The sequence below is a fragment of the Hydrogenophaga sp. genome (assembly GCF_030651625.1).
GTDB lineage: Bacteria > Pseudomonadota > Gammaproteobacteria > Burkholderiales > Burkholderiaceae_C > Hydrogenophaga.
In genome coordinates this window covers 41,682-65,918 of the sequence record NZ_JAUSCF010000022.1, presented here as the reverse complement: position 1 = coordinate 65,918, position 24,237 = coordinate 41,682, and the positions used below count along the sequence as shown (strand labels likewise).

Genomic DNA, 24,237 nt, shown 5'->3' with positions numbered 1-24,237 from the left:
GGTACCGCAGAACCGGCTTTGTCGGGCTGCAGGTTCCGCCCCCTTGAGGGGGTGGCGCGCCGCAGGCGCGACGCGGGGGTGGTCAAAAGTACCCGTCTTTCTTGCGCTTTTCCATCGAAGCATCGGAAGTCTTGTCGTCCATGCGGGTGGCGCCGCGCTCGCTCACCTCGGCAGCCAGCGTCTCGATCACGATGTCGTCTGCTGTGGCGGCATTGCTCTCCACAGGGCAGGTGCACGTGATGTCTCCCACAGTGCGGAAGCGCACGTCGCGCACCTGCACGGTTTCACCGTCGAGCGGTGGCGTCAATTCAGTCACCGGCACCAGCAGGCCGCGACGGTCCACCACCTGGCGCGGGTGCGTGTAGTAGATGGACGGGAGGGCGATGTTCTCGCGGGCGATGTATTGCCACACATCCAGCTCGGTCCAGTTGCTGATCGGGAAGACGCGGAAGTGTTCGCCGGGCTGCAAGCGGGTGTTGAACAGGGTCCAGAGTTCGGGTCGCTGGGCCTTGGGCTGCCACTGGCCAAAGCTGTCGCGGTGGCTGAAGATGCGTTCCTTGGCACGCGCTTTTTCTTCGTCGCGTCGAGCGCCACCAATGAGGGCATCGAAGCGGAACTCGTCGATGGCTTCGAGCAGCGTGACCGACTGGTGCACATTGCGGCTCTCGCCAGGGTGCGACAGGCGCACGGTGCCGCGCGCCATCGAGTCTTCCACGCTGCGCACGATCAGTTCGGCACTCAGTTCCTTCGCACGAAGGTCGCGGAAGTCGGTCACTTCGGGGAAGTTGTGCCCGGTGTCGATCATCAGCAGCGGGTAGGGAATGCGCCCCGAGCCAAAGGCCTTTTCGGCGCAACGCAGCATCACCAGGGAGTCCTTGCCGCCAGAGAAAAGCAGGGCAGGGCGTTCGAAGGCTGCGGCCACTTCGCGCAGGATGAAGATGGTTTCCTCTTCCAGCGCGTCGAGGTGGGCGTTGCTCAGGTGGTGCTCGCTGTCGTGCACCAAGGCAGACTGGATGACGGCGGGTTCGGTGCGGGCGTTCATGAAGGGGTCCGTTCGAGAGTCGATGCTGGGAGATCGGAGACGGGCAGCGCATGCAGGCCACATTCCTTGGCGCTTTCCCGTTCCCACCACCAGCGTCCCGCGCGGAAGTCCTCGCCGACACTGATGGCGCGCGTGCAGGGTGCGCAACCGATGCTGGGAAAGAACTGGTCGTGCAGGGCGTTGTAATCGAGCTGGTGCGCGCCAATGAAGTGCCACACGTCACCCCAGGTCCACTCGACCAGCGGGCTGATCTTGATGCGGTCGGGTTCCTGAACAATCTCGCCCACCTCTGCGCGCGCATTGGACTGTTCGCGGCGCAGGCCGGTGATCCAGCCATCATGCCCGGCGAGCGCGCGAGTCAGCGGCTCCAGCTTGCGGATGTCGCAGCACTGTTTGCGCAGGTCGATGCTCTGGTACATGGCCTCTTCACCGTGGTGCCGCACGAACTTGACCACGGCCTCGTTCTTTGGCCGGTAGAGGGCCACGCTGCGTGCATAGCGCCGTTCAATCTTGCCAACCAGTGCCAGCGTTTCAGGATGAAGCTTGCCGGTTTCCAGGACAAAAATGTCCGTCTTGATCCCGGCGAGGTGAATCAGATGGGTCACCACCATGTCTTCCGCGCCCAGGCTCGAAGCCTGTGTCAGCGCGGGGTGGCTGCTGGCAACTTCGCGCAGCAACGCCAGGCTGCGTTCCACCTTGGCAGCGAAGTCGGGCGAGGCCTTGTTGTAGAGGTCCAGAGCGTTCATGCAAGTGCTCCCGATGCCGGGGCGAAGTGGGGTGCGGTCTGCACCGCATCGCCTTGGTAGAACGCGGGATAGTGGGCCAGCAGTGCCTGACCGTGGGCCAGGTTCTGGTCTTCGCGCAGCACCGCCTGCGAAAAACCGCTGCGTTGCATCTGCAGCAACTGATCGATCAACACATCGCCGATGGCCCGGATCTGACCAGCGAAGCCGAGGCGCCGGCGCAGCAGGAAGGCCTGGCTGAAGGCGCGACCGTCGCTGAATTTGGGGAACTGCAGTTCGATCACGTCAATGCCGCTCAGATCGGCCTCTCGTGGGTCGGCGTCGTTGGCCAGGGTGAGCGTGCGGTCGTCGGCTTCGGCGGCGGAAAAGCGGCTGGCGATGAAGAGTTCAAGGGCTTGGGTCATTCGGTTTCTCCTCAAGCGGCAGCGCGTGCGGTGTGGGTGCGCACCGCGTTGGCGGCGCTCTTGAATGCGTCAGGGCCGGCTCGGCGAAGCGTGCCAATGAAGGTTTCGCCGTCTGCGCGGGTGGCGCGGTAGGTGTCGAGCAGGGCCTCGATCACGTCGGGCACTTCACTGGCTGCGAACGAAGGCCCCACCACTTTGCCGGGCACGGATTCGCCCGACAGGCGCGTGCCGTCCGAGCCGCCCAGCGTGATCTGGTACCACTCCTGGCCGTCCTTGTCGACGCCCAGGATGCCGATGTGGCCGCTGTGATGGTGGCCGCAAGAGTTGATGCAGCCACTGATGTGCAGGTCGATTTCGCCCAGGTCGTGCAGCTCGTCGAGGTCCGTGTAGCGGCCCAGGATGGCTTGCGCGAGTGGCAGCGAGCGCGCGTTGGCGAGGTCGCAGAAGTCACCACCGGGGCAGGCGATCATGTCGGTCAGCAAGCCGATGTTGGGCTTGGCCAGGCCGAGGCGGCGCGCTTCTCGCCAGAGTTCGGGCAACTGGTCGCAACGAACCCATGGCAACAGCAGGTTCTGTTCGTGGGTGACGCGGGCTTCACCTGCGGAGAACTTGTCGACCAGTTCAGCGGCTCGATCCAGTTGCTCGGCCGTGGCGTCGCCCGGGGCCTGTCCCAGTCGTTTGAAAGACAGCGTCACGGCACGCAAATCGGGATTCTGGTGCGGCTTGACGTTCTGGGTCAGCCAGCGGCTGAACTCCATGTCGTCTTCTGCCGCCGCCTTCAGGATGTGCGCGATCTTGGCGTCGGCGCTCTTGCGATCGCACTGCAGCGCAGGTGGCACAAAGAAGGCGTTCACGCGGTCAAGCTCGGCCTGGGTGATGGTGTGTGGCGCGCCATCTTTCTCCAGGATGTCGGCGTATTCGGCTTCCACCTGGTCCACAAACGCCTGGCCTTCGGCCTTCACCAGGATCTTGATGCGGGCCTTGTAGATGTTGTCGCGGCGGCCGAAGCGGTTGTAGGCGCGCACCACGGCTTCGAGGTAGTTCAGGATCTGGTTCCAGGGCAGGAACTCGCGAACGACCGCACCAATGATAGGGGTGCGTCCCATGCCGCCACCTACGCGCACCTGGAAGCCCAGGTCGCCGTCAACATTGCGCAGCAGGCGAAGGCCCACGTCGTGCCAGGCGGTGGCCGCCCGGTCTTCGCGCGCGCCGGTGATGGCAATTTTGAACTTGCGGGGGAGAAAGGCGAACTCGGGGTGCAGTGTGCTCCACTGGCGCATAATTTCCGCAAACGGGCGCGGGTCGGCGACTTCGTCCACCGCGATGCCTGCCAGTGCGTCGGTGGTGATGTTGCGGATGCAGTTCCCGCTGGTCTGGATGCCGTGCATGTTCACGCTCGCCAGCAGGTCCATCACGTCGGCCGAGCGGGCCAGCGGAATCCAGTTGTATTGCACGTTCTGGCGCGTGGTGAAGTGGGCGCAGCGGTCGGGCAGCGTGGGCACCTCGGACAGGCCCGCGTTGGCGTTCGAGGTGTCGTTTGCTTCCTTGTGATCAAAGTCGCGCGCGATCTTGGCCAGTACACGAATCTGGGCACTGGAGAGCTCACCGTAAGGCACAGCCACGCGCAGCATGGGTGCGAAGCGCTGCACATACCAGCCGTTCTGAAGGCGCAGTGGCTTGAACTCGAGTTCTGGCAGCGAGCCGCCTTGCCAGCGCTGGAGCTGATCGCGGTATTGATGGGCGCGCAGTTGAACGAACTGGCGGTCAAATACGGAATACTGGTACATCGTTGTTGTGGAAAGTGGAATCGGTAGTCAGCGGGTTGGAGCGCAGCCATATCCGCTTTGCATGAGGCTGCGCACCTGGGTGCGAACTACGGACAGGCCGTTCATGGGTGTTTACCTCAGGCGTGGGCCGAGCAATGAGGCCGACGGCAAAGCATGCAAATATGATCGCAACATCGGGCATGGCGGTGACTGTAGGCACCGTTGCATAGATTCCCAACGACTTTTTGCTTATTGCAATATAACTTCTGGAAATGAAAGGCTCGCGCGCTCGGCATACGAAAGGGCAGACCAACGCCTGGCCCAGGCCGTATGGGGCAGCGCAATAATCAACGCATGCAAAAACAAAGGGTATTGGTGGGTGTGGTGGGGTTCAGCGACGTCGAGCGCCACGCACTCAACACGGTATTTCGGCTTTCGGAAGAGCGCGGTCTTTCCTATGCGCCCTGGATTGCGCCTGCGCCTGGGGACGCGAATGCTGCGCTGGTACCGCCGCAGGTGATGCTGGTGGATGGCAGTTCGGCCGAGGCCGTGCTTTCTCACGCCAGACAACTCCCTCGGGGGCAGTGGCTCATCTGGGTAGGGCCAGATGCACCGGAACACGCCTGGCGGGTGCTGGAGCGGCCCATTCAGTGGGTGAACATCCTGCACGATCTGGATGCCGTCTTTGCTGTGCACCAGGCCGATTCGGGTTTGCTGGATCTGGACATCACTTCCCCAGCGGTCCTGCATGACGAACCCGACGCAGCAGGAAGCCCACCAAAGCGCGCCCTGTTGGTGGGTGTGAGCGACGAGGAGGCATCGCTGCTTCGCCACAACTTGAGTCTGGTGGGCGTGGAGGAGGTGGACATGGTGACCACCACCAACGACACGATCGATCTCCTTGGGCGCAACCTTTACTGCTTTGGCGTGTTCAATCTGGACGACCAGCATATCGACCCGTGGACATTGATGGCGCTGTTTCGTAAGCGCAACAGCGACGCGTTGCCCGTGGCGATCAGCGAGCTGGCGGGGCCGTTGGCTGGATGGTGGAGCCGCAGGCGAACCCGACGCAATGCCGAACGGCTGGGCATTGCTGCACTGCTGGCGCGCCCGCTTGAGTCGGAAGCGTTATCGAAATGGATGGAACGCCTTTGAGCCGATTGCGGGACAGGTCCTTCATGCCATTCGATTCATCAAGTGGATGACCTGCGCGCCTGCCTCCAGGCAAAACGGGCCGGGTCGACGGCTGCGACCAGATCCGGGTCTGCATCAAACGATTCGCCCTGAATCTGCGATGCGATCAACCTGGCGCACCAATGTGCGAGCGTGATGCCTCGAGAACCCAAGGCGCTCAGCATGTAAAGACCTGGCTCACGGGGCGTATCGGCAAGACTGGGCAGGTACCGCCGCCGGGTACCTTTGAGCTGAAGCAAGGCACTGTTGTCGGGAACGGCTCCCGCCAAGGGCAAGCGGTCCAGGGACGCGCATCGAACCTCTGCCCAGCCCAACAGTCTTTGGCTGCCCGCGGATTCACGCAGTCGCTCTGCTGCCTGCGGGTTCATCGCCTCCAGACTCTGTGCGTTGCGCTGGTGACCATCGTCTGTGACGTCGGTGCTGGCGTCGCCCCTGACGTAGGTTGAGCCCATGGCCCAGATTCGTGAGGGCCACCTGGGTGCCAGACCACTGTCCTCGTATTGAGGCACATACACGCCATTGTCCCGCTGTGGCCAATCGGCGAGGGCTTCCCCAGATAGCTCCGCCAGCGACATTTGTCCCTTGACAGGGCGCAGCGGCAGCGCGTTCGTCGGCAGTGCGACGCCTGTGCCGGACAACAGGGAGGCGCTACCAAATGCTGCGCACACCACCACCATGGGAGCCTCGGCCAAGGTCGATCCATCCGCTGCAACCGCCCGCCAGGTCGCGGTTGGTGTTGCTGGGCCACCGCCCTCGGCGTCGATGCCTGGCTGGACCCGCCACAATTGCGCCACCTCGTGATTCCAGTGTGCGGTCAGTTGCGCCAGGCGAGAGGCCTCGTCAAGCCAGGCATGGACCAACGCTGCCGGCCGCACCAGCGCCGCAGGCCACCGACCCACATCATGGCTCAGATTGTCCACCTCACATGCCTGCCACCCCTGGCCCTGTGGAATCAGGCGCTCCAATTCGGTACGGGTATCGGCTACGCCGAGTGCGGACAGTCTTGAAAGTGGCGTGGGCGCCCGCGTGACATGTGGGCTTAGCATGCCCACCGGCAGCGCAGATGCAGCCTGCGCTGGCCCGCTCCCAGCGTCCAGCAAGGTCAGTCGCCACCCCTTGCTCGCCAGCACCGAACAGACGGCTGCACCGGCCAGGCCAGCACCAATCACCAGCGCATGGCGGGGAGAGTCAGACTGCACAATGGGGCCCTGTGCTCCGGGTTGGCGCCCGGGCTCTCATCACGTCATGGCGCTCAGGTTGGTTCAGATGGGGGCACGTAGCCGACAGCGGCATCGGCGCCCTCGCCAAAGAAGTGCTTTTCCATTTGACGGGCGAGGTACTGGCGGGCGCGGGCATCGGCCAGGTTCAGACGATTCTCATTCAACAACATGGTTTGATGTTTGAGCCAGGCCGCCCACGCTTCCTTGCTCACGTTCTCAAAGATGCGTTTGCCCAGTTCACCAGGGTAGGGAGGAAAGTCCAGGCCTTCGGCTTCTTTGCCGAGCTTGATGCAATTGACGGAACGGGCCATGTCGAAATCCTTGCTGTGTCTGTTTGCGAAAGGTCAAATTGTGCCCGCTTTGGGAAACTTGCCTGGCAAATGGTGTTCCAATTGCCGCGCGGGCATCCAGTGATTGCCCCAATCCACGGCCCGTCCCTTCCTCTCATGCTGAACCTTTCGAACACCAGACTCTGGTTGACCCTGATCGCCACCGGCAGCGTTGCCATGCTTGCCTTCGGTCTGTATCTGCAGCACTCCGTGGGCCTGGAGCCCTGCCCAATGTGCATCGTTCAGCGGTATGCCCTGATTCTCGTCGCTGTGGTGGCCGGGCTGGCGGCGCTGTTGGGCCAGCGCGTGGTTCTAGCGTCCGGACTGGTATTCATGGGTGCCTTTGCTGCGTTCGGCGCCTTTGTGGCGGCGCGACAAAGCTGGCTGCAGTGGAACCCACCTGAAATTTTGAGCTGTGGCCGGGATTTTTTCGGGATGATCGAGGCGTTCCCGCTCAAGCGCGCCATCCCCATGATTTTCAAGGGCAGTGGCGACTGCTCGGAGATCGACTGGACTTTTCTGGGGCTGTCGATTGCCAACTGGACTTTTCTGGTCTTTTCAGCGATCACCGCCATGGCAGTCATCTTGCTGATGCAGCGCCGCAGCGTGTGAGACTTCGTAGCGAAGGCCTGGGCCAAAGTTGCTCGGCCACATGCCGTCTGAACGTTCGCAGCGTCATCCCACTTTCTTCACCAGCACCTGGCTCTTCCGGTCCCAGTTGTACTTGCGCTTGCGTGCTTCGGGGAGCCATTCGGCATTGACCTGCACGAAGCCCCGCTTGAGGAACCAGTGCATGGTCCTTGTGGTCAGCACGAAGATGCTCTGCAGCCCCTGCGCGCGGGCGCGGCTTTCGATGCGCTTGAGCAGCCGCTCACCATCGCCCTGGCTTTGCGTGTCTGGTGACACGGTCAACGCAGCCATCTCGCCCGTTCGTTCTTCCGGGTAGGGGTACAGCGCTGCGCAGCCGAAGATCACGCCATCGTGTTCGATGATGGTGTAGTAGCCAGCGTCACGTTCGATCTCGGTGCGATCGCGCTTGACCAGCGTGCCGTCTTTCTCGAACGGTTCGATCAGCGCAACGATGCCGCTCACGTCGTCAATGGTCGCTTCCCGCACACTCTCCAGCTTTTCATCGACCACCATGGTGCCGATGCCGTCGTGGGTGTAAATCTCCAGCAGCAGGGCACCATCGACCGAGAAGGGCAGGATGTGGCTCCGCTCCACACCGCCTTCGCAGGCACGAATGCAATGCTGAAGGTAGAAAGCCGGGTCGGTGGGCTGAGAGGGCGCAGGCAGGGCGCCAATCATCTTCTTGGCCTCGGCCAGAGGTAGTTCTGTGTCGATTTCGCTCTCGAGGTCGGCGGCGTTGACGCGGATGCCTGGCACCTCGGTCAGGAACATCAGTTTGTCCACCTGCAGCGCAACAGCCACCGAAGTGGCCACGTCTTCCATGGTCAGGTTGAAGGCCTCACCGGTGGGGGAGAAGCCAAAAGGCGAGAGCAGCACCAGAGCGCCCATGTCCAGCGTGCGCTGAATACCTTCCGTGTCCACCTTGCGTACCAGCCCGGAGTGAAGAAAGTCGACGCCGTCAATCAGGCCGACGGGGCGGGCTGAGATGAAGTTGCCCGAGATCACCCGAACGGTGGCGCCGGCCATGGGGGTGTTGGGCAAACCCTGGCTGAATGCCGCCTCGATCTCGTAGCGCAACTGACCGGCAGCCTCCTGGGCGCAATCCAGCGCCACAGAATCTGTGATGCGCATGCCGTGGGAGTACCGAGGTTCATGGCCCTTGGCTCTCAACTGCTCGTTCACCTGCGGCCGGAAGCCGTGCACGAGCACAATCTTCACCCCCATGCTCTGGATCAAAGCCAGGTCCTGCGCCACGTTCTGCAACTTGCCCGCCGCGATCGCTTCGCCCGCAATGCCCACCACCAGCGTGTTGCTTCGGTGCTTGTGGATGTAGGGCGCAACCGACCGGAACCAGGGCACAAAGGTGAAGTTGAAGACGTTGGACATGGTGGTCGTTGGCAGGGCAGGCAGAGGCGGGCCGGTACAGGGATAATTGTGGGCTGCCCGATTTTGACCGAAGTCAGACCCTTGCCCTCTACAACGCTGCACATCGAATTTCCCGAATCCTTGCCAGTCTCCGGGCGCCGAGAGGAAATCGAGGCCGCCATGCGCGACCACCAGGTCGTCATCGTCTGCGGCGAAACCGGCTCGGGCAAGACCACACAGTTGCCCAAGATCGCGTTGCAGATGGGGCGTGGCAAGCTCAACGTGAAGCCGGGCCAGCGGCCCCAGCTGATCGGTCACACTCAGCCGCGCCGCATCGCTGCCTCAAGTGTGGCCAAGCGCATCGCCGAGGAGTTGAAGACGCCGCTGGGCGAAGTGGTGGGTTTCAAGGTGCGGTTTCAGGACCGCTTGAGCAAGGACGCGTCTGTCAAGCTCATGACCGACGGCATTTTGCTGGCCGAGACGCAAACCGACCCGGACCTGCGGGCCTACGACACCATCATCATTGACGAGGCTCACGAGCGAAGTCTCAACATCGACTTCCTGCTGGGCTACCTCCGCCAGCTGCTGCCTCGCCGGCCCGACCTGAAGGTAGTGGTGACTTCGGCGACCATTGACGCTCAGCGGTTTGCTGAATACTTCGCTTCAAAAAAAGGCCCTGCGCCAGTCATTCAGGTGTCGGGACGCACTTTCCCGGTCGAAGTGCGCTGGCGCCCATTCGAGGAAAGCCGCGACCACGACCTGAACAGCGCCATCACCGACGCGGTGGACGAGCTCTGGCGGGGCCCACAGGGGGGCGACATCCTCGTCTTCCTGCCCGGTGAGCGGGAAATTCGTGAAGCCGCTGACCACCTGCGCAAACACCTCAGCCACATCCCCACGCTGCGCAATGCCGAGGTGCTGCCGTTGTTCGCGCGACTCTCTCAGGCCGAGCAAGACCGCATCTTCCAGGACCACAGTGGGCGGCGCATCGTGCTCTCCACCAACGTGGCCGAGACCTCGCTCACCGTGCCCGGGATCCGCTACGTGATCGATGCCGGCACAGCGCGTGTCAAGCGCTACAGCTTCCGCCAGAAGGTGGAGCAGCTGATGGTGGAGCCCATCAGCCAGGCGGCTGCCAATCAGCGCGCCGGACGTTGCGGTCGCGTGGCCGATGGCATCTGTATCCGCTTGTACGACGAAGCCGGCTTCATCGGCCGACCAAAGTTCACCGATCCCGAAATTTTGCGTAGCTCGCTCGCTGGCGTGATCCTGCGCATGAAGGCGCTGCGCCTGGGCGCGGTGGAAGAGTTTGCCTTCATCGAAGCACCGCAGAAGCGGGCCATCGTGGACGGCTACCAACTGCTGTCCGAGCTGGGCGCGGTGGACGATTCCAACGAGCTCACGGCCATCGGCCAGACGCTCTCGCGCCTGCCGTTGGACCCGCGCATCGGCCGCATGATCCTGGAGGCACAAAAACGCGGCGCGCTCGACGAGGTGATGGTGATTGCATCAGCGCTGAGCTTGCAGGACGTGCGCGACCGGCCGATGGACAAGCAGGCCCAGGCCGACCAGGCACACGCCAAGTTCGACGACGAAAAAAGCGAGTTCTCTGGCACGCTCAAACTCTGGAAGTGGCTCGGGGACAGTAAGGGAGGCCATGGCAAGGACCACAAGCTCAGCCACCGGCAATACGAAAACCTGCTGCGGGAGAACTTCATCAACGTGCGGCGGGTGCGCGAGTGGCGTGACATCCACACGCAGTTGCACACCGTGGTGGCCGAGCACAAGTGGCCAATCAACGCCGCGCCAGCCAGCTACGAAGAGCTGCATCTTTCCATGCTGGCTGGCCTGCTGGGCAACATCGGTCAGAAGAGCGAATCGGAAGACTGGTACCTTGGAGCACGAGGCATCAAGTTTTACCGACACCCTGGCGCGAACCTCAGCAAGAAGCCTGGGCGTTGGATCGTCTGTGCCGAGCTGGTGGAGACCACCCGCCTGTTCGGTCGGGGCATTGCGAGCATTGAGCCGGCCTGGCTGGAACAGGTGGGTGGCCACCTGATCAAGAAACAGCTGCTGGACCCGCACTGGGAAAAGAAGGCGGCTCGCGTCTCTGCGCTGGAACGGGCCACGCTGTACGGCCTGGTGATCTACAACAACCGGCGCACCGACTATGGCAGGGTGGACCCGGCGGGTGCCCGCGAGATCTTTATTCGCGAGGCATTGGTTTCTGGCGAATGGGACACGCGCCTGCCATTCCTGGCGGCGAACCAGAAGCTGGTGAAGCAGGTGGCCGAGCTGGAACACAAGTCGCGCCGGCAGGACGTGTTGGTGGACGACGAACTCATCTTCGCCTTCTACGACCAGCAACTGCCGGCAGACGTGTGCAACGGTGCGGGCTTCGAGCGCTGGTATCAGGCCGCGGTCAAGCTCAACCCCAAGCTCCTGCTGCTGACGCGCGAGGAACTCATGCGGCACGAGGCGGCTGGCATCACCACGCAGGCCTTCCCGAAAACCCTTCGGCTGGGTGGTGTGGACTGCACCTGCACCTACCTGCACGAACCGGGCGACCCACGCGATGGCCTGTCCGTGACCGTGCCGATCTTTGCGCTCAACCAGGTGAGCGACGATCGCTGCGACTGGCTGGTGCCGGGCATGCTCAAGGACAAGGTGCTGGCGCTGCTCAAGACGCTGCACCAGCGCCCCCGCTCACGACTGGTCCCCTTGCCGGCCACTGCCGAACGCTTTGCAGCCGCGCTGACCGAGCCGGCGGTGTTCGGTGCCGGCAACCTGCTGGACGCGTTGCTGAAACTGGTGCGCGAAGCAACGCAAATTGATATCGTGCGCAACGACATCAAGGTGGACATGTTGATCGCCCACCACTTCATGCACCTGCGGGTGGTGGACGAACACGGCCGGCAGCTTGGACAGGGCCGCAATCTGGCGGCACTCAAGGCGGAGCTGGGTGGTCAGGCGCGTGGCGCGTTTCAGGCGCTGGCATCCATCAAGCTGGAAAGCCTGCGTCCGGCCGTGTCCGGTACCAGGGCCGAAACAGCGCCTGCCAGTGTGAGCCATGCTCGCCGGGTCGTGACCGAAGCGCCGGCCGCACCAGCCATCAGCACGACCCAGCGCCACACCTCGTGGGATTTTGGCGAACTGCCCGAGCTCATGGAGATCCGCAAGGGCGGACAGACATTGATTGGATTCCCCGCGTTGATGGACCTGGGCGACGCGGTGGGCATCGAGGTGTTCGACGAACCCGAGGTGGCGATGGCGCGTCACCGCGAAGGCCTGCGCCGTCTGTTTGCACTGCAGACGCGTGACGCGCTGAAGTACCTGGAGAAGAACCTGCCCGGCTTGATGAGCATGGCCACGGCGTACATGCAGGTCGGCAAGTCAGAGGGGGGGGCAGGCGGTGGCACGCTGGAAGAGTTGCGGAGTCAGATCGTCGAACTCGCGCTGGACCGGGCCTTCCTGGCAGAGCCGCTGCCCACGGACGAAGCCGCGTTCAAGAAACGGGTGGAAGAGGGGCGTGGGCGGCTGACGCTGATATCTTCAGAAATCGCCCGCAGTGCCGGTCTGATCCTCACCGAATATGCGGCCGCAGCGCGCAAGCTCAAAGACAGCCGGCCTCCCGCCGATGTGGCAGCCGACATCACCCGACAGTTACAGCGCCTGGTGCCCAAGCGTTTTCTACTGGGCACACCTTATGCGCAACTGCAGCACTTCCCGCGGTACCTCAAAGCGATTCAGCTCAGACTGGACAAGCTGCGTACCGACCCGGTGCGCGATGCCGCCCGCTTTGCCGAACTGCGGCCACAGGAGCAGCGGTTCTGGCGCCTCGTGGCAGAGCGCAAGGGCGTGCAGGACGCGCGGCTGCAAGAGCTCCGCTGGCTACTGGAAGAGTTGCGTGTGAGCTTGTTTGCCCAGGAATTGCGCACGCCGCAGCCGGTCAGTGTGAAGCGCCTGGACAAGTGCTGGGCCCAGATTGGCCTGTGATCGTGGTGCCGTGCCGACGCCTGCGGGGCAACGCCCTTCATTTGCCGGTCAGGTGCGCTGGTCGCTCAAGCGTCATTCCGATGCCAGGGCAATGCGTCCGCCTGTGACGCCCGCGGCGATAGTGGCCTGCAACCTCGCCAACACGGTCTGTGCGTCTTCCCGCGTGGCGAACTGGTTGATGCGCACTTCATGCCGTCCGCCTCTGGCGATCAATTCGGCGGGATAGCCGGCCGTTCTCAGGCGCTCCCGCAAAGTGGCGGCATCCGACACGCCAGGCAGCAAGGCGACAACCACCCGCCACCGGCCGCCCTCCAGCAACACGCCCTGTCCGGGCGACATTTCCGCCTGACCGATGAACTTGGCCAATTGGTCGGGTGTGGCCTGTCCTGCCGGCTGTTCGGCCTGCCCGGTGAACACCACCCAGAAGGCACCCGGCTTCTCCAGTGCGATACCCGGTTGGCCGGCACGCACGACCTCGACAGCGCCTTCGAAGATGCACACGGCATCGTGTTCGGCGTCGGTCATGCTCCAGAAATCCGTGCCACGGATGCCAACGGTGGCGGTGGCCAGTTCAAGGTTGAGCTCACGCTTGTTGCCCAGCGCCTTGCTGGTGTAGTCGGTGGCATAGCGGAACACCCCCGTCACCAGGCGCAGAGCGGCCTTGACTTCTTTGGGACCGGCGGCCACCGGTTGGGTCGACGCCACCTGCTGCAGAACCAGCTCTGTTTGTTCGCCGAGCTTGATCACGCTGCGATCGGATATGCGCAACAGCATTCGCGAGCCTGCAGCTGTGAGTGCCTTGTCGCCGTCGCGCAGCAACTGGCCAGGTTGGGCAGGGCGCCGGTCACCGTGTCTTTCCACCCAGGCAGGCACCTGCACTGCTTCCACCGTGGTGGTGGCAGCCTGTGCCATGGGACTGAGCGTCCACAAGGCAGCCGCGAGCATCATCGCCACAAGGCCTTGGTCAGCCCATGAACGGCGAACACCAGCGGTGCCGGAACGGCTGAACGCGGCGAAATGCGTGCTGTGCGTCCGGTCCGGCTGGCTGATCTGTTTGGTCATGGCAGTCAGAATGAAGTCGATGGAATGAAGTGACTACTCGAGGTGTTGACTTCAGGTCACGCACCATACGTTTGGCCAGATTCATTCCTGCGAGCGGAGTGCCTGAAAGCCCGCAATTCAAACCTTATTCGTGAAGAATTCCGCGCCTCCGGTCGTAGGGCATGGTCGGCTTCTTGCCAATGCCCGGTTTTGCCCCGGCGTGCCGACGGTGTATTGCCTCACCGGTTGACAGCATTCCCCCGCTTGCGGTTCACTGCAAGCGCGATGAGGCATTCGGGTTGTCATGCGGAACAGATGAGGCAAACACATGGACAGACGGGATTTTGTCGAGGCTTGCGCCCTGAGCGCGGCCCCTCTGGTTGCGGCGCTCACAAGCAGCGTCTGGGCGAAGGATGCCATCGCGAGAAATTACGATCGGGTGCTGCTGGTCGATGAACTGGGTCAGCCGCTGAAGGCGGCCAGCCTCAAGCCCCAGATCAACTACGTTTTTCACTACCCGTTTGAAGCCACGCCGGTGTTTTTGCTGGATCTGGGCAAACCTGCCCGACCCACAGCCCTTCAGACCCGGGACAAGGAACGCTATCAATGGCCCGGCGGGGTGGGGGAAGAGCGCAGCATCGTGGCATTCTCTGCCATCTGTGCCCACAAACTGGTCTACCCGACCAGGGAATTGAGCTTCATCAGCTTCCGCAAGGGGGCGGCCGTCAACCCGCAAACCCCGAGCAAAGGCAATGATCTGATTCACTGCTGCGCCGACCACAGCCAGTACGATCCCGCCAACGGCGCCCGGGTGCTGGCGGGGCCGGCAGAGCAGCCGCTTTGCGCCGTGTTGCTGGAGCACGATGCCAGGACCGACTCGCTGACAGCGACAGGGACACTGGGCGGGGAGCTGTTTGACGACTTCTTCAAGAAGTACGACATGAAGCTGAGCCTCGAGGTCGGCCCCAATGCCCGCAAGACCGTGGCCAGCCGCAGCACCGTCAGCGAGCTGGACCGCTATTGCCGCAACCCTGTGCGCTGCTGAACAAGGCTTGCGGCGGAGCCCTCACTTCTTACAGGCGACTCAGACGCTCCAAGGCTTTCAACAAGGTCTCGTCCCGTTTGGCAAAGCAGAAGCGAACGACCTTCTGGTCAAATCCATTGCCGTAGAAAGCTGACAGCGGAATCGCAGCCACACCGATTTCCCGCGTCAGCCATTGGCAGAAATCGCCTTCTGGCAGATCGCGCTCGGAAACCGCCAGATCGGCAATGCTCACGCATTGGAAATAGGTGCCCTCGCTGGGCAGCAGCCTGAACCGTGTGCTGTCCAAGCCCTTGCGGAAGAGATCTCGTTTGCGCTGGTAGAAGGCCGGCAGGTTCAGATAGGGCGCCGGGTCGGCCATGTAGGCTGCCAGCGCGTGCTGCACCGGTGTGTTCACCGTGAAGACGTTGAACTGGTGAACCTTGCGGAATTCTGCTGTCATGGAAGCAGGCGCCACCACGGTACCGACCTTCCAGCCGGTCACATGGTAGGTCTTGCCAAAGCTGCTGATCACGAACGCCCGAGCTGCCAGGCCGGGATATCTCGCGGCGCTCTGGTGCCGCTGACCATCGAACACCATGTGCTCATAGACCTCGTCACTGATGAGCAATACATCGGTGGGAGCCAGCAAAGCCTGCAAGGCTTGCATCTCGGCCTCGCTCCAGGTTGTGGCGCTGGGATTGTGCGGGCTGTTGATGATCAGTGCGCGGGTTCGCGGGGTGATGGCTGCCGCAATGCGGTCAAAATCCGGCCGAAACGTGCCCGGTGAGAGTGGCACGCGCACGACCACCCCGCCGGCCAGTTCAATGTTGGGCACGTAACTGTCGTAGCAAGGTTCGAGCACGATGACCTCGTCGCCCGGGTGAACCACCGCCAGGATGGCCGTGAGGATGGCTTGTGTCGCCCCAGCCGTCACGGTGACCTCGGTGTCCGGATTCACCGAGAGCCCGTAAAGTGCCTTCATCTTGGCCGCCATGGCCTGGCGCAGCTCGGGCACGCCTGGCATGGGCGGGTACTGGTTGTGGCCGGCCTGCATGGCGCGCGTCACGGCATCGACCAGAGCGGGATCGCATTCGAAGTCCGGGAAGCCCTGCCCCAGGTTCACGGCCTGGGTTTCGCTGGCCAGGGCCGACATGACGGTGAAGATGGTCGTGCCTACGTTGGGCAAGCGGGAGGTGAGGGTGGGGGTGTGAGAGTTGATCGATGGCATTTCGGTCATGGCATGTACGGCGCGAAAGGGTGGGAGATCCGGGGCAACGCAGAACGGGTTACCGGGCCCCTGCAGCCAGCAAGGCGCCACGGGAGGGATCACAACTCATAGTCATCGGGCGTGCCACTCATTGCTCTGAGGATCTGGTCGCGCGAGAGTCGCTCGCTCAGCAGCTCGGCAAACTTCAAGACGAAAAGTCGCAGGTAGGTGCCTCGCTTGAAGGCCACGCGCGCCAGGTTGTGACCAAACAATTGCGCGGCAGGCCGGGCCACCAGATCGGTCGTCTTGTTTTCCCCCTGCATGGCCATTTCCGCGACGATGCCCACGCCCATGCCCAGCTTGACATAGGTCTTGATCACATCCGAATCAATGGCTTCGAGCACGATGTTGGGCTGCAGATGCCGAAGCGCAAAGGCCTGGTCGATGCGGCTTCGACCGGTGAAACTGGGGTGGTAGGTGATCAGCGGCACGGTGGCCAGATCGTCCAGCGTGATGCGCTCGCGCTCCAGCAGTGGGTGGTCGAACGGGAGCACCAGCACATGCTGCCATTCGTAGCAGGGCAGCGTGATGAGGTCGGGGTAGTTGGCCAGCGACTCCGTGGCAACCCCGATTTCAGCCACCTCTTCCATCAGCATCTTGGCTACCTGGTCAGGCGAACCCTGATGCAGACTGACTCCCACCTTGGGGTAAGTCAGTCGCAGTTGCGCCACCGGACCCGGCAACACATAGCGCGCCTGGGTGTGCGTGGTCGCGATGGAGAGCGTGCCGCTGTCCTGGGCGGAATACTGCTCGCCAATACGTTTGAGGTTGTTGACCTCGCGCAGGATGATGTCGATGCTTTTGAGCACCTGTGCCCCTGGCTCCGTGACGCGTTTGATGCGCTTGCCGTGTCGGGCAAAGATGTCGATGCCGAGTTCGTCTTCCAGTTCGATGATGGCCTTGGACACCCCAGGCTGCGACGTGTGCAGTGCCTTGGCCGTTTCGGTCAGGTTCAGGTTGCGTCGCACGGCCTCCTGCACAAACCGGAACTGGTGCAGGTTCATGGCGTGTGCTCCAGTGCAATGCGGGCCAGCAGCGATGTCAGGCGAGGGTCTTCACCAGCGGTCACCAACTGCACAAACTGCACCGAAGGGTGTCTATCACCCATGGCGCGCATCAGAGTCGGCAGGTCTTCCCTGGCGTGTTTGCCCATGCCGAAGAACAGAGGCAGCACATGGATTCGGCTCACTCCCTTGTTCACCAGCTCTTCACAGGCAGCGGCAAGGTCGGGATCACACAGTTCCAGATACGCGCAACTGACTGCGACCGAAGGATCGCTGCAGGTGATCTGCGTGGCCACGGCTTCCACCGGCAGTCGCCATTGCGGATCTCTGGACCCATGAGCAAAAACAATCACACCGAGCATGTCAACACTACCTTCGAAGGACCAGCCAGCCAAATGCACCCAGAGAAAAGAAGCTGTAGATCAGGGCGGGTGAAGCCGCAGCCAGCCAGGGGCGCCATTGGTTGAGGTTGCCAATGTAGCCAAATACGTTGTTGAGAAGGAAGAAGCTGATGCCGATCATCACGCCACCAAACACGTACCCGGTCAACGCGCCCGAACGGAAGTGGAGGTAGGCGAAGGGCAGGGCGAGCACGACCATCACCAGGCAACTCAGGGGATAGAAAACCTTGCGCCAGAACTCGATTTCATAGCGCTGAGCTGTCTGGTTGTTGGCGTCAAGATGCTGGATGTATGCAAACAGATCGGTTGTGCGCATACGGTCCGGTCTGAGCAGAGCCACCGACACCATCTCGGCGCTGAGGCTGCTGGGCCATCGAAAGCTCTCTTGTTCCACCCGGTTGATGTGGGCAGCAGAGAGCCCGGCCGTATCGAACTCTCGACGAACCAGGTTGCGCAGCGTCCATGATTCATCCGCTTCTATCTGTCCGGACTTGGCTTGCATCGTGGAAACCAGAAAGCCGTGACTGTCGAACTCGAAAATTCGGATGTCGGCCAGTTCCCCCCGGGGCGTCATCGCGCCCACATTGACCGAGAAGTTGCTGTACGTCTGGCGTTCCTTCAGCCAGGCGCCAGTCTGACCTACGCTGATCCGCCCTTCGAATCGGGCCTTCAGTAGCTGTGCGGTACGGTCCGAAAGCGGTGCAAGATAGTCGCCGATTGCAAACGTCAACACCACGAAGATGGCGCCCAGGCCGAGCAAGGTGCGAAGTGCTCGCCATGGCCCAAGCCCACTGGTGCGCAAGATGGTGTATTCCGATCCCTGGGCAAGCCGTGCCAACACAAACACCGATCCGATCAACACGGCGATGGGCATGAGCTCATAGATTCGGCTGGGAATCAGGAGCGCGACATACAGCAAGGCATGCCTCAGCTCGTAGCTCAATTCGGGTTCCAGACGTGAGCGGCGCCCAAGTGCGGTCAACTCATCAACAAAATCGAAAAAGTAGAACAGCGAAAGAAAGGCAAGCAGCACAAAACCCACGGCAACGAATATTTCGCCGTAAATCAGGCGCCGAATCGTCCTCAAAGCGAAGCCCTCCGCCCCAGCAGCATGAGCAGGCTTTCGCGCAGGCTGAAGTTGTGATGCCGCTTCGCGAGCCAGAACACCGCCAGAAGAAAAACCGTGCCGTGCAACGCAATCAGCAAGGTTCCCAGGCTCATCATCCCGCTGGTCACCCAGCGTTGCCCGATGTTCAGGAAGTTGAAATACAAGATGAAGGCAAACATGGTGAAGAACAGATTGCCTCCGCGTCCAGCCCTCGGGTTGCTGACCGTGGTGGCAAGGGCAATCAAGACAAAGTTCAGCGCAGTGAGCCCCACGCCAACGCGCCAGCCCAACTCGCCCAGTTTGGCCAGCGTGGGGTTGACCAACAGTTGCCAGGAAGACGTGGCCTTCAGTGCCTGACTGCTGCCCGGAGCAGCCCTCGCACTACCGATCTGGGTGGCGTATTCCTCAAACTCGCTGACCTTGAGATCACCTGAGTCCGGACTGGTGTCCAGTCGTTGACCGTTGCGCAGGATCAGCATCTGTCGGTCATCGATCATCTCTATACGCGCAGACCGAGCAGAGGTCACACTTTCGGAGCCGTCTTCTTCGATGCTCGAGATGAAGATGTTGCGACCTTCTGTGCCGTCGGCGGTGTCTTTGTCGATGAAAAAAACCCGCCGCCCACTCGATGATTCCTGGAATTGCCCTGGCGCCACCCGATCAAGATCACCTCGCTGCTCAAAGCGATCACGCAATGCATCTGTTTGCTGGTTGGCCCACGGCCACACGAAGAAGACCATGAACGTGATGACGACAAGCACCGGCCAAGAGAACCGCATGACCGGACCAAGCAGGCCTCCCAGAGACCGTCCGCTGGCAAACCAGATGATCATTTCGCTGTCCCTGTACATGCGGGAGAGCGTGAAAACAATCGAGATGAATAGTGCCAGCGTGAGGATCGTGGGCATGCGGCCCAGTACGGTGTAGCCGAGCACCAGCATGATCTCTTCTGGGTTGACCCTGCCTTGAGACGCGAGACCCAGGGTGCGAATCAACAGCATGGTGATCACGATGGTGAACAAGACCACCAGGGTTGCCCCGAAACTGCGCGCCAACTCTCTGCGAATGGAGGAATGGAATAACATCGAATCAGATTAGAGGAATACGCAATTATGGACTTCGAACTCAAGACTTTATCGCCCACCATGATCACGGGGCTCACCGCAGACGCCCTCCTGGTGCTGGTGCCCGACGCTTTCGTCCCTGCAAAGTCCGATCCGTTGAGCGTGCTCGTTGCATCCGCAGAGAGACTTGGCGATCTTGAGCCCGGTGTTGGCAAAACGCTGGTGTGCTACCGGGCACCAGGCTTCAAGGCCACGCGGGTGGTGCTTGTGCGCGCCGGGTCGGGCAGCCCTGCAAGTGTTCGCAAGGCAGTGACGGCGGCCATGGCCCTGGTGAAGGTCCCCAGTGTCAGGAAGTTGGGGCTTGTGCTCAATCTGTTGCCAGGCGATGGCCGAGCAGTGCGCGCGGCCATGCACGCCTGTGCCGACGCCACCTATGTTTACACCACGACCAAACCCTCGGCCAAGGCCCGTGCACTTCAGCGCATCACGGTCGGCGTCGACAAAATGGCTGCGGTTCAAAGGGATTTCGACATCGGCAAGGCCCAGATCACCGGTGTTGAGTTTGCAAAGGAATGGGCAAACCGGCCAGCCAACCATGCCACACCGAGCATGCTTGCCGAGGCAGCGAAAAAACTGGGACGTCACCCCAAGATCAAGACCGAGGTGCTCGGACCCAAACAGGTCGAAGCGCTTGCGATGGGCGCGTTCCTGGCAGTGGCCAGGGGCTCGGTGGAGCCGCTTCGGTTCATCGTGATGCACTACGCCGGAGGGGCAAAGGGCGCAGCGCCAGTGGTACTGGTGGGCAAGGGAATCACCTTCGATACGGGCGGCATTTCCATCAAGCCGGCGGCTGAAATGGACGAAATGAAGTTCGATATGGGCGGCGCCGCAAGCGTGCTGGGCACTTTCGCAGCGCTGGCCGAGTTGCAGCCGGGTGTGAATGTCGTGGGTGTGATTCCTGCTTGTGAAAACATGCCAGACGGACAGGCCGTCAAGCCCGGCGATGTGGTCACCAGCATGAGCGGCCAGACCATTGAAATTCTCAATACGGACGCGGAGGGACGGCTGATTCTGTGTGACGCATTGACCTACGCCGCACGCCTCAAGCCTCACAGCGTGGTGGACATTGCGACGCTGACCGGGGCTTGCGTGATTGCTTTGGGTGGCGTGCGGTCCGGGCTGTTCTCCAGCCGCGATGATCTTGCCGTGGCTCTGCACAACGCAGGCGAAACCGCGCTGGATCCCTGCTGGCGCATGCCACTGGATGACGAATACGCTGAGGGTTTGAAGTCCAACTTCGCCGACATGGGCAACGTGGCTGGCAGGGCTGGGGGTGCCATCACGGCAGCCAAGTTCCTGCAGAAATTCGCAACCGACTTGCCCTGGGCGCATCTGGACATCGCCGGGACGGCCTGGAAAAGCGGAACAGCCAAAGGTTCCACGGGACGACCGGTCCCGTTGTTGCTGCAATACGTTCTGGATGTGGCCGCCTCGCCGCAGAGCGGTGCTCCGAACGTCGCCAAGTCCGTCCGGACCAAGCGCTGAGCTTGCCGCTTCAAGCTGGTGCGCAATTGACGGAAGTTGCCTTTCATTTCAACGTGCAAGTCAAGGTCGGATACGCCTGTCGCTTGCTTCGGAAAGCCCATGCCCAAGGCTCTTCAATTTTTGTGCTGGCCGAGCCAGACATGATCAATGAGCTTGAGGCAGCACTGTGGACGCTGACGCCTGATTCATTCGTTCCCCATTGCCTGTCGGATGCCCCGCCATACGTGACAGCAAGAACGCCCATTCTGATCGGCTCCAGTCTGCCGGACGAGCAGCACGCGTCGATGCTGCTCAACCTTCAACGGGAGTGGATCGAAGGATGGGATCGTTTTGAAAAGGTGTTCGAGGTTGTGACGCTGGATGACAGTGACAGGCAAGCCGCCCGGGATCGTTTGCGGCGGTATCGCGTACAGGGTGCAGACCCGGTTTGGCACGAGATCAAGCCGACGTAGCAGGCACTAGACGCATTGCAGCATTTGAAGTCCTAATGCCACATTCATTGAGGTAATAGGGCTTCGGACAAACCCTCGATGTCTTGTGCCCTACCACCGGATTATTCAATATTGGTTCTTTTTGGGGTATCTTTATGGATGTGGAGAAAAAAGTTCCCTCCGCATTCCAACTACCGCTCCTTTGTGAGGATTTCTATGCAACTGAACATCAAACTGGCCGTCATCGCTGCGGCTGTCGCACTTGCTGCTTGCGGCAAAAAAGAAGAGGCAGCACCCGTAGCAGCCGCCCCGGCGGCAGCGCCCGCGGCTGAAGCTCAGGTCATCAGGATCGGTCATGTCGGTCCTACCAGCGGCGCAATCGCCCACCTGGGCAAGGACAACGAAAACGGTGCCAAGATGGCCATCGAAGAGTTGAACGCAGCCGGTTTGACGATCGACGGCAAGCTCACCACCTTTGAGCTGCTGGCCGAAGACGACGCTGGCGATCCGAAGCAAGGCACCGCAGCTGCGACCAAGCTGGTCGATGCCAAGGTGGCCGGCGTGATCGGTCACCTGAACTCCGGCACAACCATTCCCGCTTCGCAGATCTACAACGACGCTGGCATTCCCCAGATCTCCCCCTCGGCAACGAACCCCAGGTACACCCGTCAGGGCTACGCTGGCGTGTTCCGCATGGTGGCTGACGACGTGCACCTGGGCGGCACCCTGGGCAAGTACGCAGTAGAAACCCTGGGCGCCAAGAACGTGGCCGTGATCGACGATCGCACCGCCTACGGTCAAGGCGTGGCTGACGAGTTCGAAAAGGGTGTGGCTGCTGCAGGTGGTACCGTGGTGGGCCGCGAGTTCACCAACGACAAGGCGACCGATTTCAACGCCATTCTGACCACCCTGAAGGCCAGGAATCCTGATGTGGTGTTCTTCGGTGGCATGGATGCCGTCGCTGGCCCAATGATCCGTCAGATGAAGCAGCTGGGCATCAATGCCAAATTCATGGGTGGTGATGGCATTTGCACCGGTGAGCTGCCCAAACTGGCCGGTGACAGCCTTGAAGATGAACAGGTCTATTGCGCAGAGGCAGGCGGTGTCGAAGGCGACCAGCGCGCCGGCATGGACAAGTTCCGCGCAGACTTCAAGGCCAAGTTTGGTGCAGATGTTCAGGTGTATGCACCGTATGTGTACGACGCCGTGAAGGTGATGGCCAACGCCATGGTCACCGCCAACTCGTCTGATCCTGCACAGTACCTGCCCGCCCTCAAGGCGACACAGTACTCGGGTGTGACCGGCAACATCGCCTTTGACGAAAAGGGTGACATCAAGAATGGTGCACTGACGCTCATGACCTACAAGGGTGGCGAACGCACCACGCTGGCTGTCATTCGCTGATCTGACCTGGACACACCGGGCTTCCTTGCGAAGCTTGGTGGCGCTAAAGCCAACAAAAGGCCGCCTTCATGGCGGCCTTTTTTTCGTCTGCGATCAAGAGGAGGCCGCAGCTTTGATGAAAGTTGTTCGCCTGCATGCGGGGCCTGGTGCGCGAAGAGGGCATAGCAAGCGCGAATTCCGCCGAACTCCAGAGCAAATCTGATCCTGTCCTTGGGAGTGACCGATCAATTCGCTGGTGCGCACGAAGGTCATTGCCATGAGCTTGATGGCAACGCGTGTGATTGTGCTGCCGTTGTAGACCTCGATCTTGCGCAGCAGCTCGGACAAATCTTTTTTGTCTACCCGCGCGTAGTTCTGCTTTTTCCGTGAGGCCAATACATCACTTGGACGAATTTCGATGGCCGGACTACGCTTGGCGACCCCGTGGGCAATGGCGTAGCGAAAAATCTGCGAGCAGGTCTGAAGGGCGCGTTTGGCGATGTCGAGGGCCCCACGTTTTTCGATGGCCTTCATCATGGCGACCAGTTCGGGGGCCTCGATTTCCGCGATAGGGCGCGTTCCGATGGCCGGAAAAACGTCGGCCTCCAACCGTCGCAAGACATATACCGTGTGGCTGTCGCTGCGTGCAGCCTTCCAGCTTTTCCACCATTTCTTCGCCACGGCGACGAACGTGTCTTCGACGGCCAAGCGACGTGCGATCTTCTCTGACTTGCGGGCGGCCATTGGATTCGCACCGGCCGGTTGTTTGCGGGCCTCGTCCACCATGTCCCTGGCCTGGGAGAGCGACACATCTGGGTATGCGCCTACCGCCATCAGCTTCTCTTTCTCCAGAAATCGGTATTTCCAGCGCCAGAGCTTGGAGCCCGCAGGTGTGATCAGCAGTTACAAGCCACGCCCATCGACCATCTTGACGGGGGATGGACCGGGCTTTGCCTTCAAAACTTCGGTGTTGGTCAGTGCCATCTCGTGCTCCCAACCGTACCCAGAAGCGAAATACCCCCAAGCGGTGGGGTACGGACTCCCAAAGATACCCCCAATAATCCAAGGATGGCAACAACCGTTATGGGACGTCCAGAAACAAAAAAGCCCCGGAACGCTAGGTAAACCGGGGCTTTCAGGGTGTCTTGTGAGACGTTGTGGGACGCTCTGGGACTCAATTTTGGCGGAGAGGGCGGGATTCGAACCCGCGGTGGGGATTAGCCCACACACGCTTTCCAGGCGTGCGACTTAAACCACTCATCCACCTCTCCGCGCAGCCT

21 protein-coding genes and 1 tRNA gene are annotated in these 24,237 nt (G+C 61.6%); 7 read left to right on the top strand and 15 right to left on the bottom strand.

Going from position 1 to position 24,237, the window contains the following annotated elements:
- Nucleotides 1-82: 82 nt before the first annotated feature.
- Genes cysD through Q7V46_RS08220 form a run of 4 tightly spaced genes read right to left on the bottom strand, consistent with a single transcriptional unit; the run spans nucleotide 83 to nucleotide 3,976 of the window.
- On the bottom strand, nucleotides 83-1,042 hold the full coding sequence (gene cysD / locus Q7V46_RS08235; protein WP_304913048.1) for a sulfate adenylyltransferase subunit CysD: 960 nt from the start codon (nucleotides 1,040-1,042) through the stop codon (nucleotides 83-85).
- Nucleotides 1,039-1,788, bottom strand: coding sequence for a phosphoadenylyl-sulfate reductase (locus Q7V46_RS08230; protein WP_304913047.1), 750 nt, complete (start codon nucleotides 1,786-1,788; stop codon nucleotides 1,039-1,041). Before Q7V46_RS08230 ends, cysD begins: the two co-directional genes overlap by 4 nt.
- Nucleotides 1,785-2,189, bottom strand: coding sequence for a DUF934 domain-containing protein (locus tag Q7V46_RS08225; RefSeq protein WP_304913046.1), 405 nt, complete (start codon nucleotides 2,187-2,189; stop codon nucleotides 1,785-1,787). The genes Q7V46_RS08230 and Q7V46_RS08225 overlap by 4 nt, the downstream gene beginning before the upstream one ends.
- An 11-nt stretch (nucleotides 2,190-2,200) precedes the next feature.
- Complete coding sequence (locus tag Q7V46_RS08220) at nucleotides 2,201-3,976, bottom strand: nitrite/sulfite reductase (protein ID WP_304913045.1); 1,776 nt, start codon at nucleotides 3,974-3,976, stop codon at nucleotides 2,201-2,203.
- 333 nt (nucleotides 3,977-4,309) lie between these two features.
- Here Q7V46_RS08220 and Q7V46_RS08215 point away from each other — a divergent pair, with 333 nt between their 5' ends.
- The gene (locus tag Q7V46_RS08215) at nucleotides 4,310-5,110 is read left to right on the top strand and encodes a hypothetical protein (protein WP_304913044.1); all 801 of its coding nucleotides are present in this window, start codon (nucleotides 4,310-4,312) and stop codon (nucleotides 5,108-5,110) included.
- A gap of 38 nt (nucleotides 5,111-5,148) precedes the next feature.
- Here Q7V46_RS08215 and Q7V46_RS08210 read toward each other — a convergent pair whose 3' ends face one another.
- A complete protein-coding gene (locus Q7V46_RS08210; RefSeq protein ID WP_304913043.1) occupies nucleotides 5,149-6,348 on the bottom strand; it encodes an FAD-dependent oxidoreductase in 1,200 nt (399 codons plus the stop codon).
- 53 nt (nucleotides 6,349-6,401) lie between these two features.
- Nucleotides 6,402-6,680 (bottom strand): oxidative damage protection protein, encoded by a 279-nt coding sequence (locus Q7V46_RS08205; RefSeq protein WP_304913042.1) that lies wholly within the window; start codon nucleotides 6,678-6,680, stop codon nucleotides 6,402-6,404.
- A gap of 135 nt (nucleotides 6,681-6,815) precedes the next feature.
- Between Q7V46_RS08205 and Q7V46_RS08200 the strand changes: the two genes are divergently transcribed.
- Nucleotides 6,816-7,310 carry a disulfide bond formation protein B gene (locus Q7V46_RS08200; RefSeq protein ID WP_304913041.1) on the top strand — a complete coding sequence of 165 codons (495 nt, stop codon included), beginning with the start codon at nucleotides 6,816-6,818 and terminating at the stop codon, nucleotides 7,308-7,310.
- Between the two features lie 63 nt (nucleotides 7,311-7,373).
- On the opposite strand, the gene argA is transcribed toward Q7V46_RS08200, so the two are convergent.
- Nucleotides 7,374-8,714: an amino-acid N-acetyltransferase gene (gene argA, locus Q7V46_RS08195; protein ID WP_304913040.1), complete on the bottom strand. Its 1,341-nt coding sequence runs from the start codon at nucleotides 8,712-8,714 to the stop codon at nucleotides 7,374-7,376.
- A gap of 81 nt (nucleotides 8,715-8,795) precedes the next feature.
- Between argA and hrpA the strand changes: the two genes are divergently transcribed.
- The gene (gene hrpA, locus Q7V46_RS08190) at nucleotides 8,796-12,689 is read left to right on the top strand and encodes an ATP-dependent RNA helicase HrpA (RefSeq protein ID WP_304913039.1); all 3,894 of its coding nucleotides are present in this window, start codon (nucleotides 8,796-8,798) and stop codon (nucleotides 12,687-12,689) included.
- 72 nt (nucleotides 12,690-12,761) lie between these two features.
- On the opposite strand, the gene Q7V46_RS08185 is transcribed toward hrpA, so the two are convergent.
- The gene (locus Q7V46_RS08185) at nucleotides 12,762-13,751 is read right to left on the bottom strand and encodes a FecR domain-containing protein (RefSeq protein WP_304913038.1); all 990 of its coding nucleotides are present in this window, start codon (nucleotides 13,749-13,751) and stop codon (nucleotides 12,762-12,764) included.
- Between the two features lie 307 nt (nucleotides 13,752-14,058).
- On the opposite strand from Q7V46_RS08185, the gene Q7V46_RS08180 reads away from it, so the two are divergent.
- Entirely contained in the window at nucleotides 14,059-14,775 is a 717-nt protein-coding gene (locus Q7V46_RS08180) for a (2Fe-2S)-binding protein (RefSeq protein WP_304913037.1), read from the top strand.
- Nucleotides 14,776-14,803: 28 nt separating this feature from the next.
- Here Q7V46_RS08180 and Q7V46_RS08175 read toward each other — a convergent pair whose 3' ends face one another.
- From Q7V46_RS08175 to lptF, 5 genes are all read right to left on the bottom strand, one after another.
- Complete coding sequence (locus tag Q7V46_RS08175) at nucleotides 14,804-15,982, bottom strand: pyridoxal phosphate-dependent aminotransferase (RefSeq protein WP_370690316.1); 1,179 nt, start codon at nucleotides 15,980-15,982, stop codon at nucleotides 14,804-14,806.
- Between the two features lie 98 nt (nucleotides 15,983-16,080).
- Nucleotides 16,081-17,025, bottom strand: coding sequence for a CysB family HTH-type transcriptional regulator (locus Q7V46_RS08170; protein ID WP_304913035.1), 945 nt, complete (start codon nucleotides 17,023-17,025; stop codon nucleotides 16,081-16,083).
- Nucleotides 17,022-17,387 carry a sirohydrochlorin chelatase gene (locus Q7V46_RS08165; RefSeq protein ID WP_304913034.1) on the bottom strand — a complete coding sequence of 122 codons (366 nt, stop codon included), beginning with the start codon at nucleotides 17,385-17,387 and terminating at the stop codon, nucleotides 17,022-17,024. The genes Q7V46_RS08170 and Q7V46_RS08165 overlap by 4 nt, the downstream gene beginning before the upstream one ends.
- A gap of 7 nt (nucleotides 17,388-17,394) precedes the next feature.
- Nucleotides 17,395-18,513, bottom strand: a complete 1,119-nt coding sequence (lptG, locus tag Q7V46_RS08160) for an LPS export ABC transporter permease LptG (RefSeq protein ID WP_304913033.1) — start codon at nucleotides 18,511-18,513, stop codon at nucleotides 17,395-17,397.
- A complete protein-coding gene (gene lptF / locus Q7V46_RS08155) occupies nucleotides 18,510-19,619 on the bottom strand; it encodes an LPS export ABC transporter permease LptF (protein ID WP_304913032.1) in 1,110 nt (369 codons plus the stop codon). The genes lptG and lptF overlap by 4 nt, the downstream gene beginning before the upstream one ends.
- Nucleotides 19,620-19,646: 27 nt before the next feature.
- Between lptF and Q7V46_RS08150 the strand changes: the two genes are divergently transcribed.
- From Q7V46_RS08150 to Q7V46_RS08140, 3 genes are all read left to right on the top strand, one after another.
- Nucleotides 19,647-21,143 carry a leucyl aminopeptidase gene (locus Q7V46_RS08150; protein WP_304913031.1) on the top strand — a complete coding sequence of 499 codons (1,497 nt, stop codon included), beginning with the start codon at nucleotides 19,647-19,649 and terminating at the stop codon, nucleotides 21,141-21,143.
- Nucleotides 21,144-21,145: 2 nt separating this feature from the next.
- Complete coding sequence (locus Q7V46_RS08145) at nucleotides 21,146-21,595, top strand: DNA polymerase III subunit chi (protein WP_304913030.1); 450 nt, start codon at nucleotides 21,146-21,148, stop codon at nucleotides 21,593-21,595.
- 195 nt (nucleotides 21,596-21,790) lie between these two features.
- Nucleotides 21,791-22,978 (top strand): branched-chain amino acid ABC transporter substrate-binding protein, encoded by a 1,188-nt coding sequence (locus Q7V46_RS08140; RefSeq protein ID WP_304913029.1) that lies wholly within the window; start codon nucleotides 21,791-21,793, stop codon nucleotides 22,976-22,978.
- 93 nt (nucleotides 22,979-23,071) lie between these two features.
- On the opposite strand, the gene Q7V46_RS08135 is transcribed toward Q7V46_RS08140, so the two are convergent.
- A complete protein-coding gene (locus tag Q7V46_RS08135; RefSeq protein ID WP_304913392.1) occupies nucleotides 23,072-23,854 on the bottom strand; it encodes an integrase arm-type DNA-binding domain-containing protein in 783 nt (260 codons plus the stop codon).
- Between the two features lie 284 nt (nucleotides 23,855-24,138).
- Nucleotides 24,139-24,228: transfer RNA gene (locus Q7V46_RS08130), tRNA-Ser, on the bottom strand.
- Nucleotides 24,229-24,237 lie beyond the last annotated feature (9 nt).

Excerpts from the sequence above, each read along its gene's own strand:
- cysD (WP_304913048.1), bottom strand. The coding sequence starts at position 1,042 with ATGAACGCCCGCACCGAACCCGCCGTCATCCAGTCTGCCTTGGTGCAC.
- Q7V46_RS08230 (WP_304913047.1), bottom strand. The coding sequence starts at position 1,788 with ATGAACGCTCTGGACCTCTACAACAAGGCCTCGCCCGACTTCGCTGCC.
- Q7V46_RS08225 (WP_304913046.1), bottom strand. The coding sequence starts at position 2,189 with ATGACCCAAGCCCTTGAACTCTTCATCGCCAGCCGCTTTTCCGCCGCC.
- Q7V46_RS08220 (WP_304913045.1), bottom strand. The coding sequence starts at position 3,976 with ATGTACCAGTATTCCGTATTTGACCGCCAGTTCGTTCAACTGCGCGCC.
- Q7V46_RS08215 (WP_304913044.1), top strand. The coding sequence starts at position 4,310 with ATGCAAAAACAAAGGGTATTGGTGGGTGTGGTGGGGTTCAGCGACGTC.
- Q7V46_RS08205 (WP_304913042.1), bottom strand. The coding sequence starts at position 6,680 with ATGGCCCGTTCCGTCAATTGCATCAAGCTCGGCAAAGAAGCCGAAGGC.
- Q7V46_RS08200 (WP_304913041.1), top strand. The coding sequence starts at position 6,816 with ATGCTGAACCTTTCGAACACCAGACTCTGGTTGACCCTGATCGCCACC.
- argA (WP_304913040.1), bottom strand. The coding sequence starts at position 8,714 with ATGTCCAACGTCTTCAACTTCACCTTTGTGCCCTGGTTCCGGTCGGTT.
- Q7V46_RS08185 (WP_304913038.1), bottom strand. The coding sequence starts at position 13,751 with ATGACCAAACAGATCAGCCAGCCGGACCGGACGCACAGCACGCATTTC.
- Q7V46_RS08180 (WP_304913037.1), top strand. The coding sequence starts at position 14,059 with ATGGACAGACGGGATTTTGTCGAGGCTTGCGCCCTGAGCGCGGCCCCT.
- Q7V46_RS08175 (WP_370690316.1), bottom strand. The coding sequence starts at position 15,982 with ATGCCATCGATCAACTCTCACACCCCCACCCTCACCTCCCGCTTGCCC.
- Q7V46_RS08170 (WP_304913035.1), bottom strand. The coding sequence starts at position 17,025 with ATGAACCTGCACCAGTTCCGGTTTGTGCAGGAGGCCGTGCGACGCAAC.
- Q7V46_RS08165 (WP_304913034.1), bottom strand. The coding sequence starts at position 17,387 with ATGCTCGGTGTGATTGTTTTTGCTCATGGGTCCAGAGATCCGCAATGG.
- lptF (WP_304913032.1), bottom strand. The coding sequence starts at position 19,619 with ATGTTATTCCATTCCTCCATTCGCAGAGAGTTGGCGCGCAGTTTCGGG.
- Q7V46_RS08150 (WP_304913031.1), top strand. The coding sequence starts at position 19,647 with ATGGACTTCGAACTCAAGACTTTATCGCCCACCATGATCACGGGGCTC.
- Q7V46_RS08140 (WP_304913029.1), top strand. The coding sequence starts at position 21,791 with ATGCAACTGAACATCAAACTGGCCGTCATCGCTGCGGCTGTCGCACTT.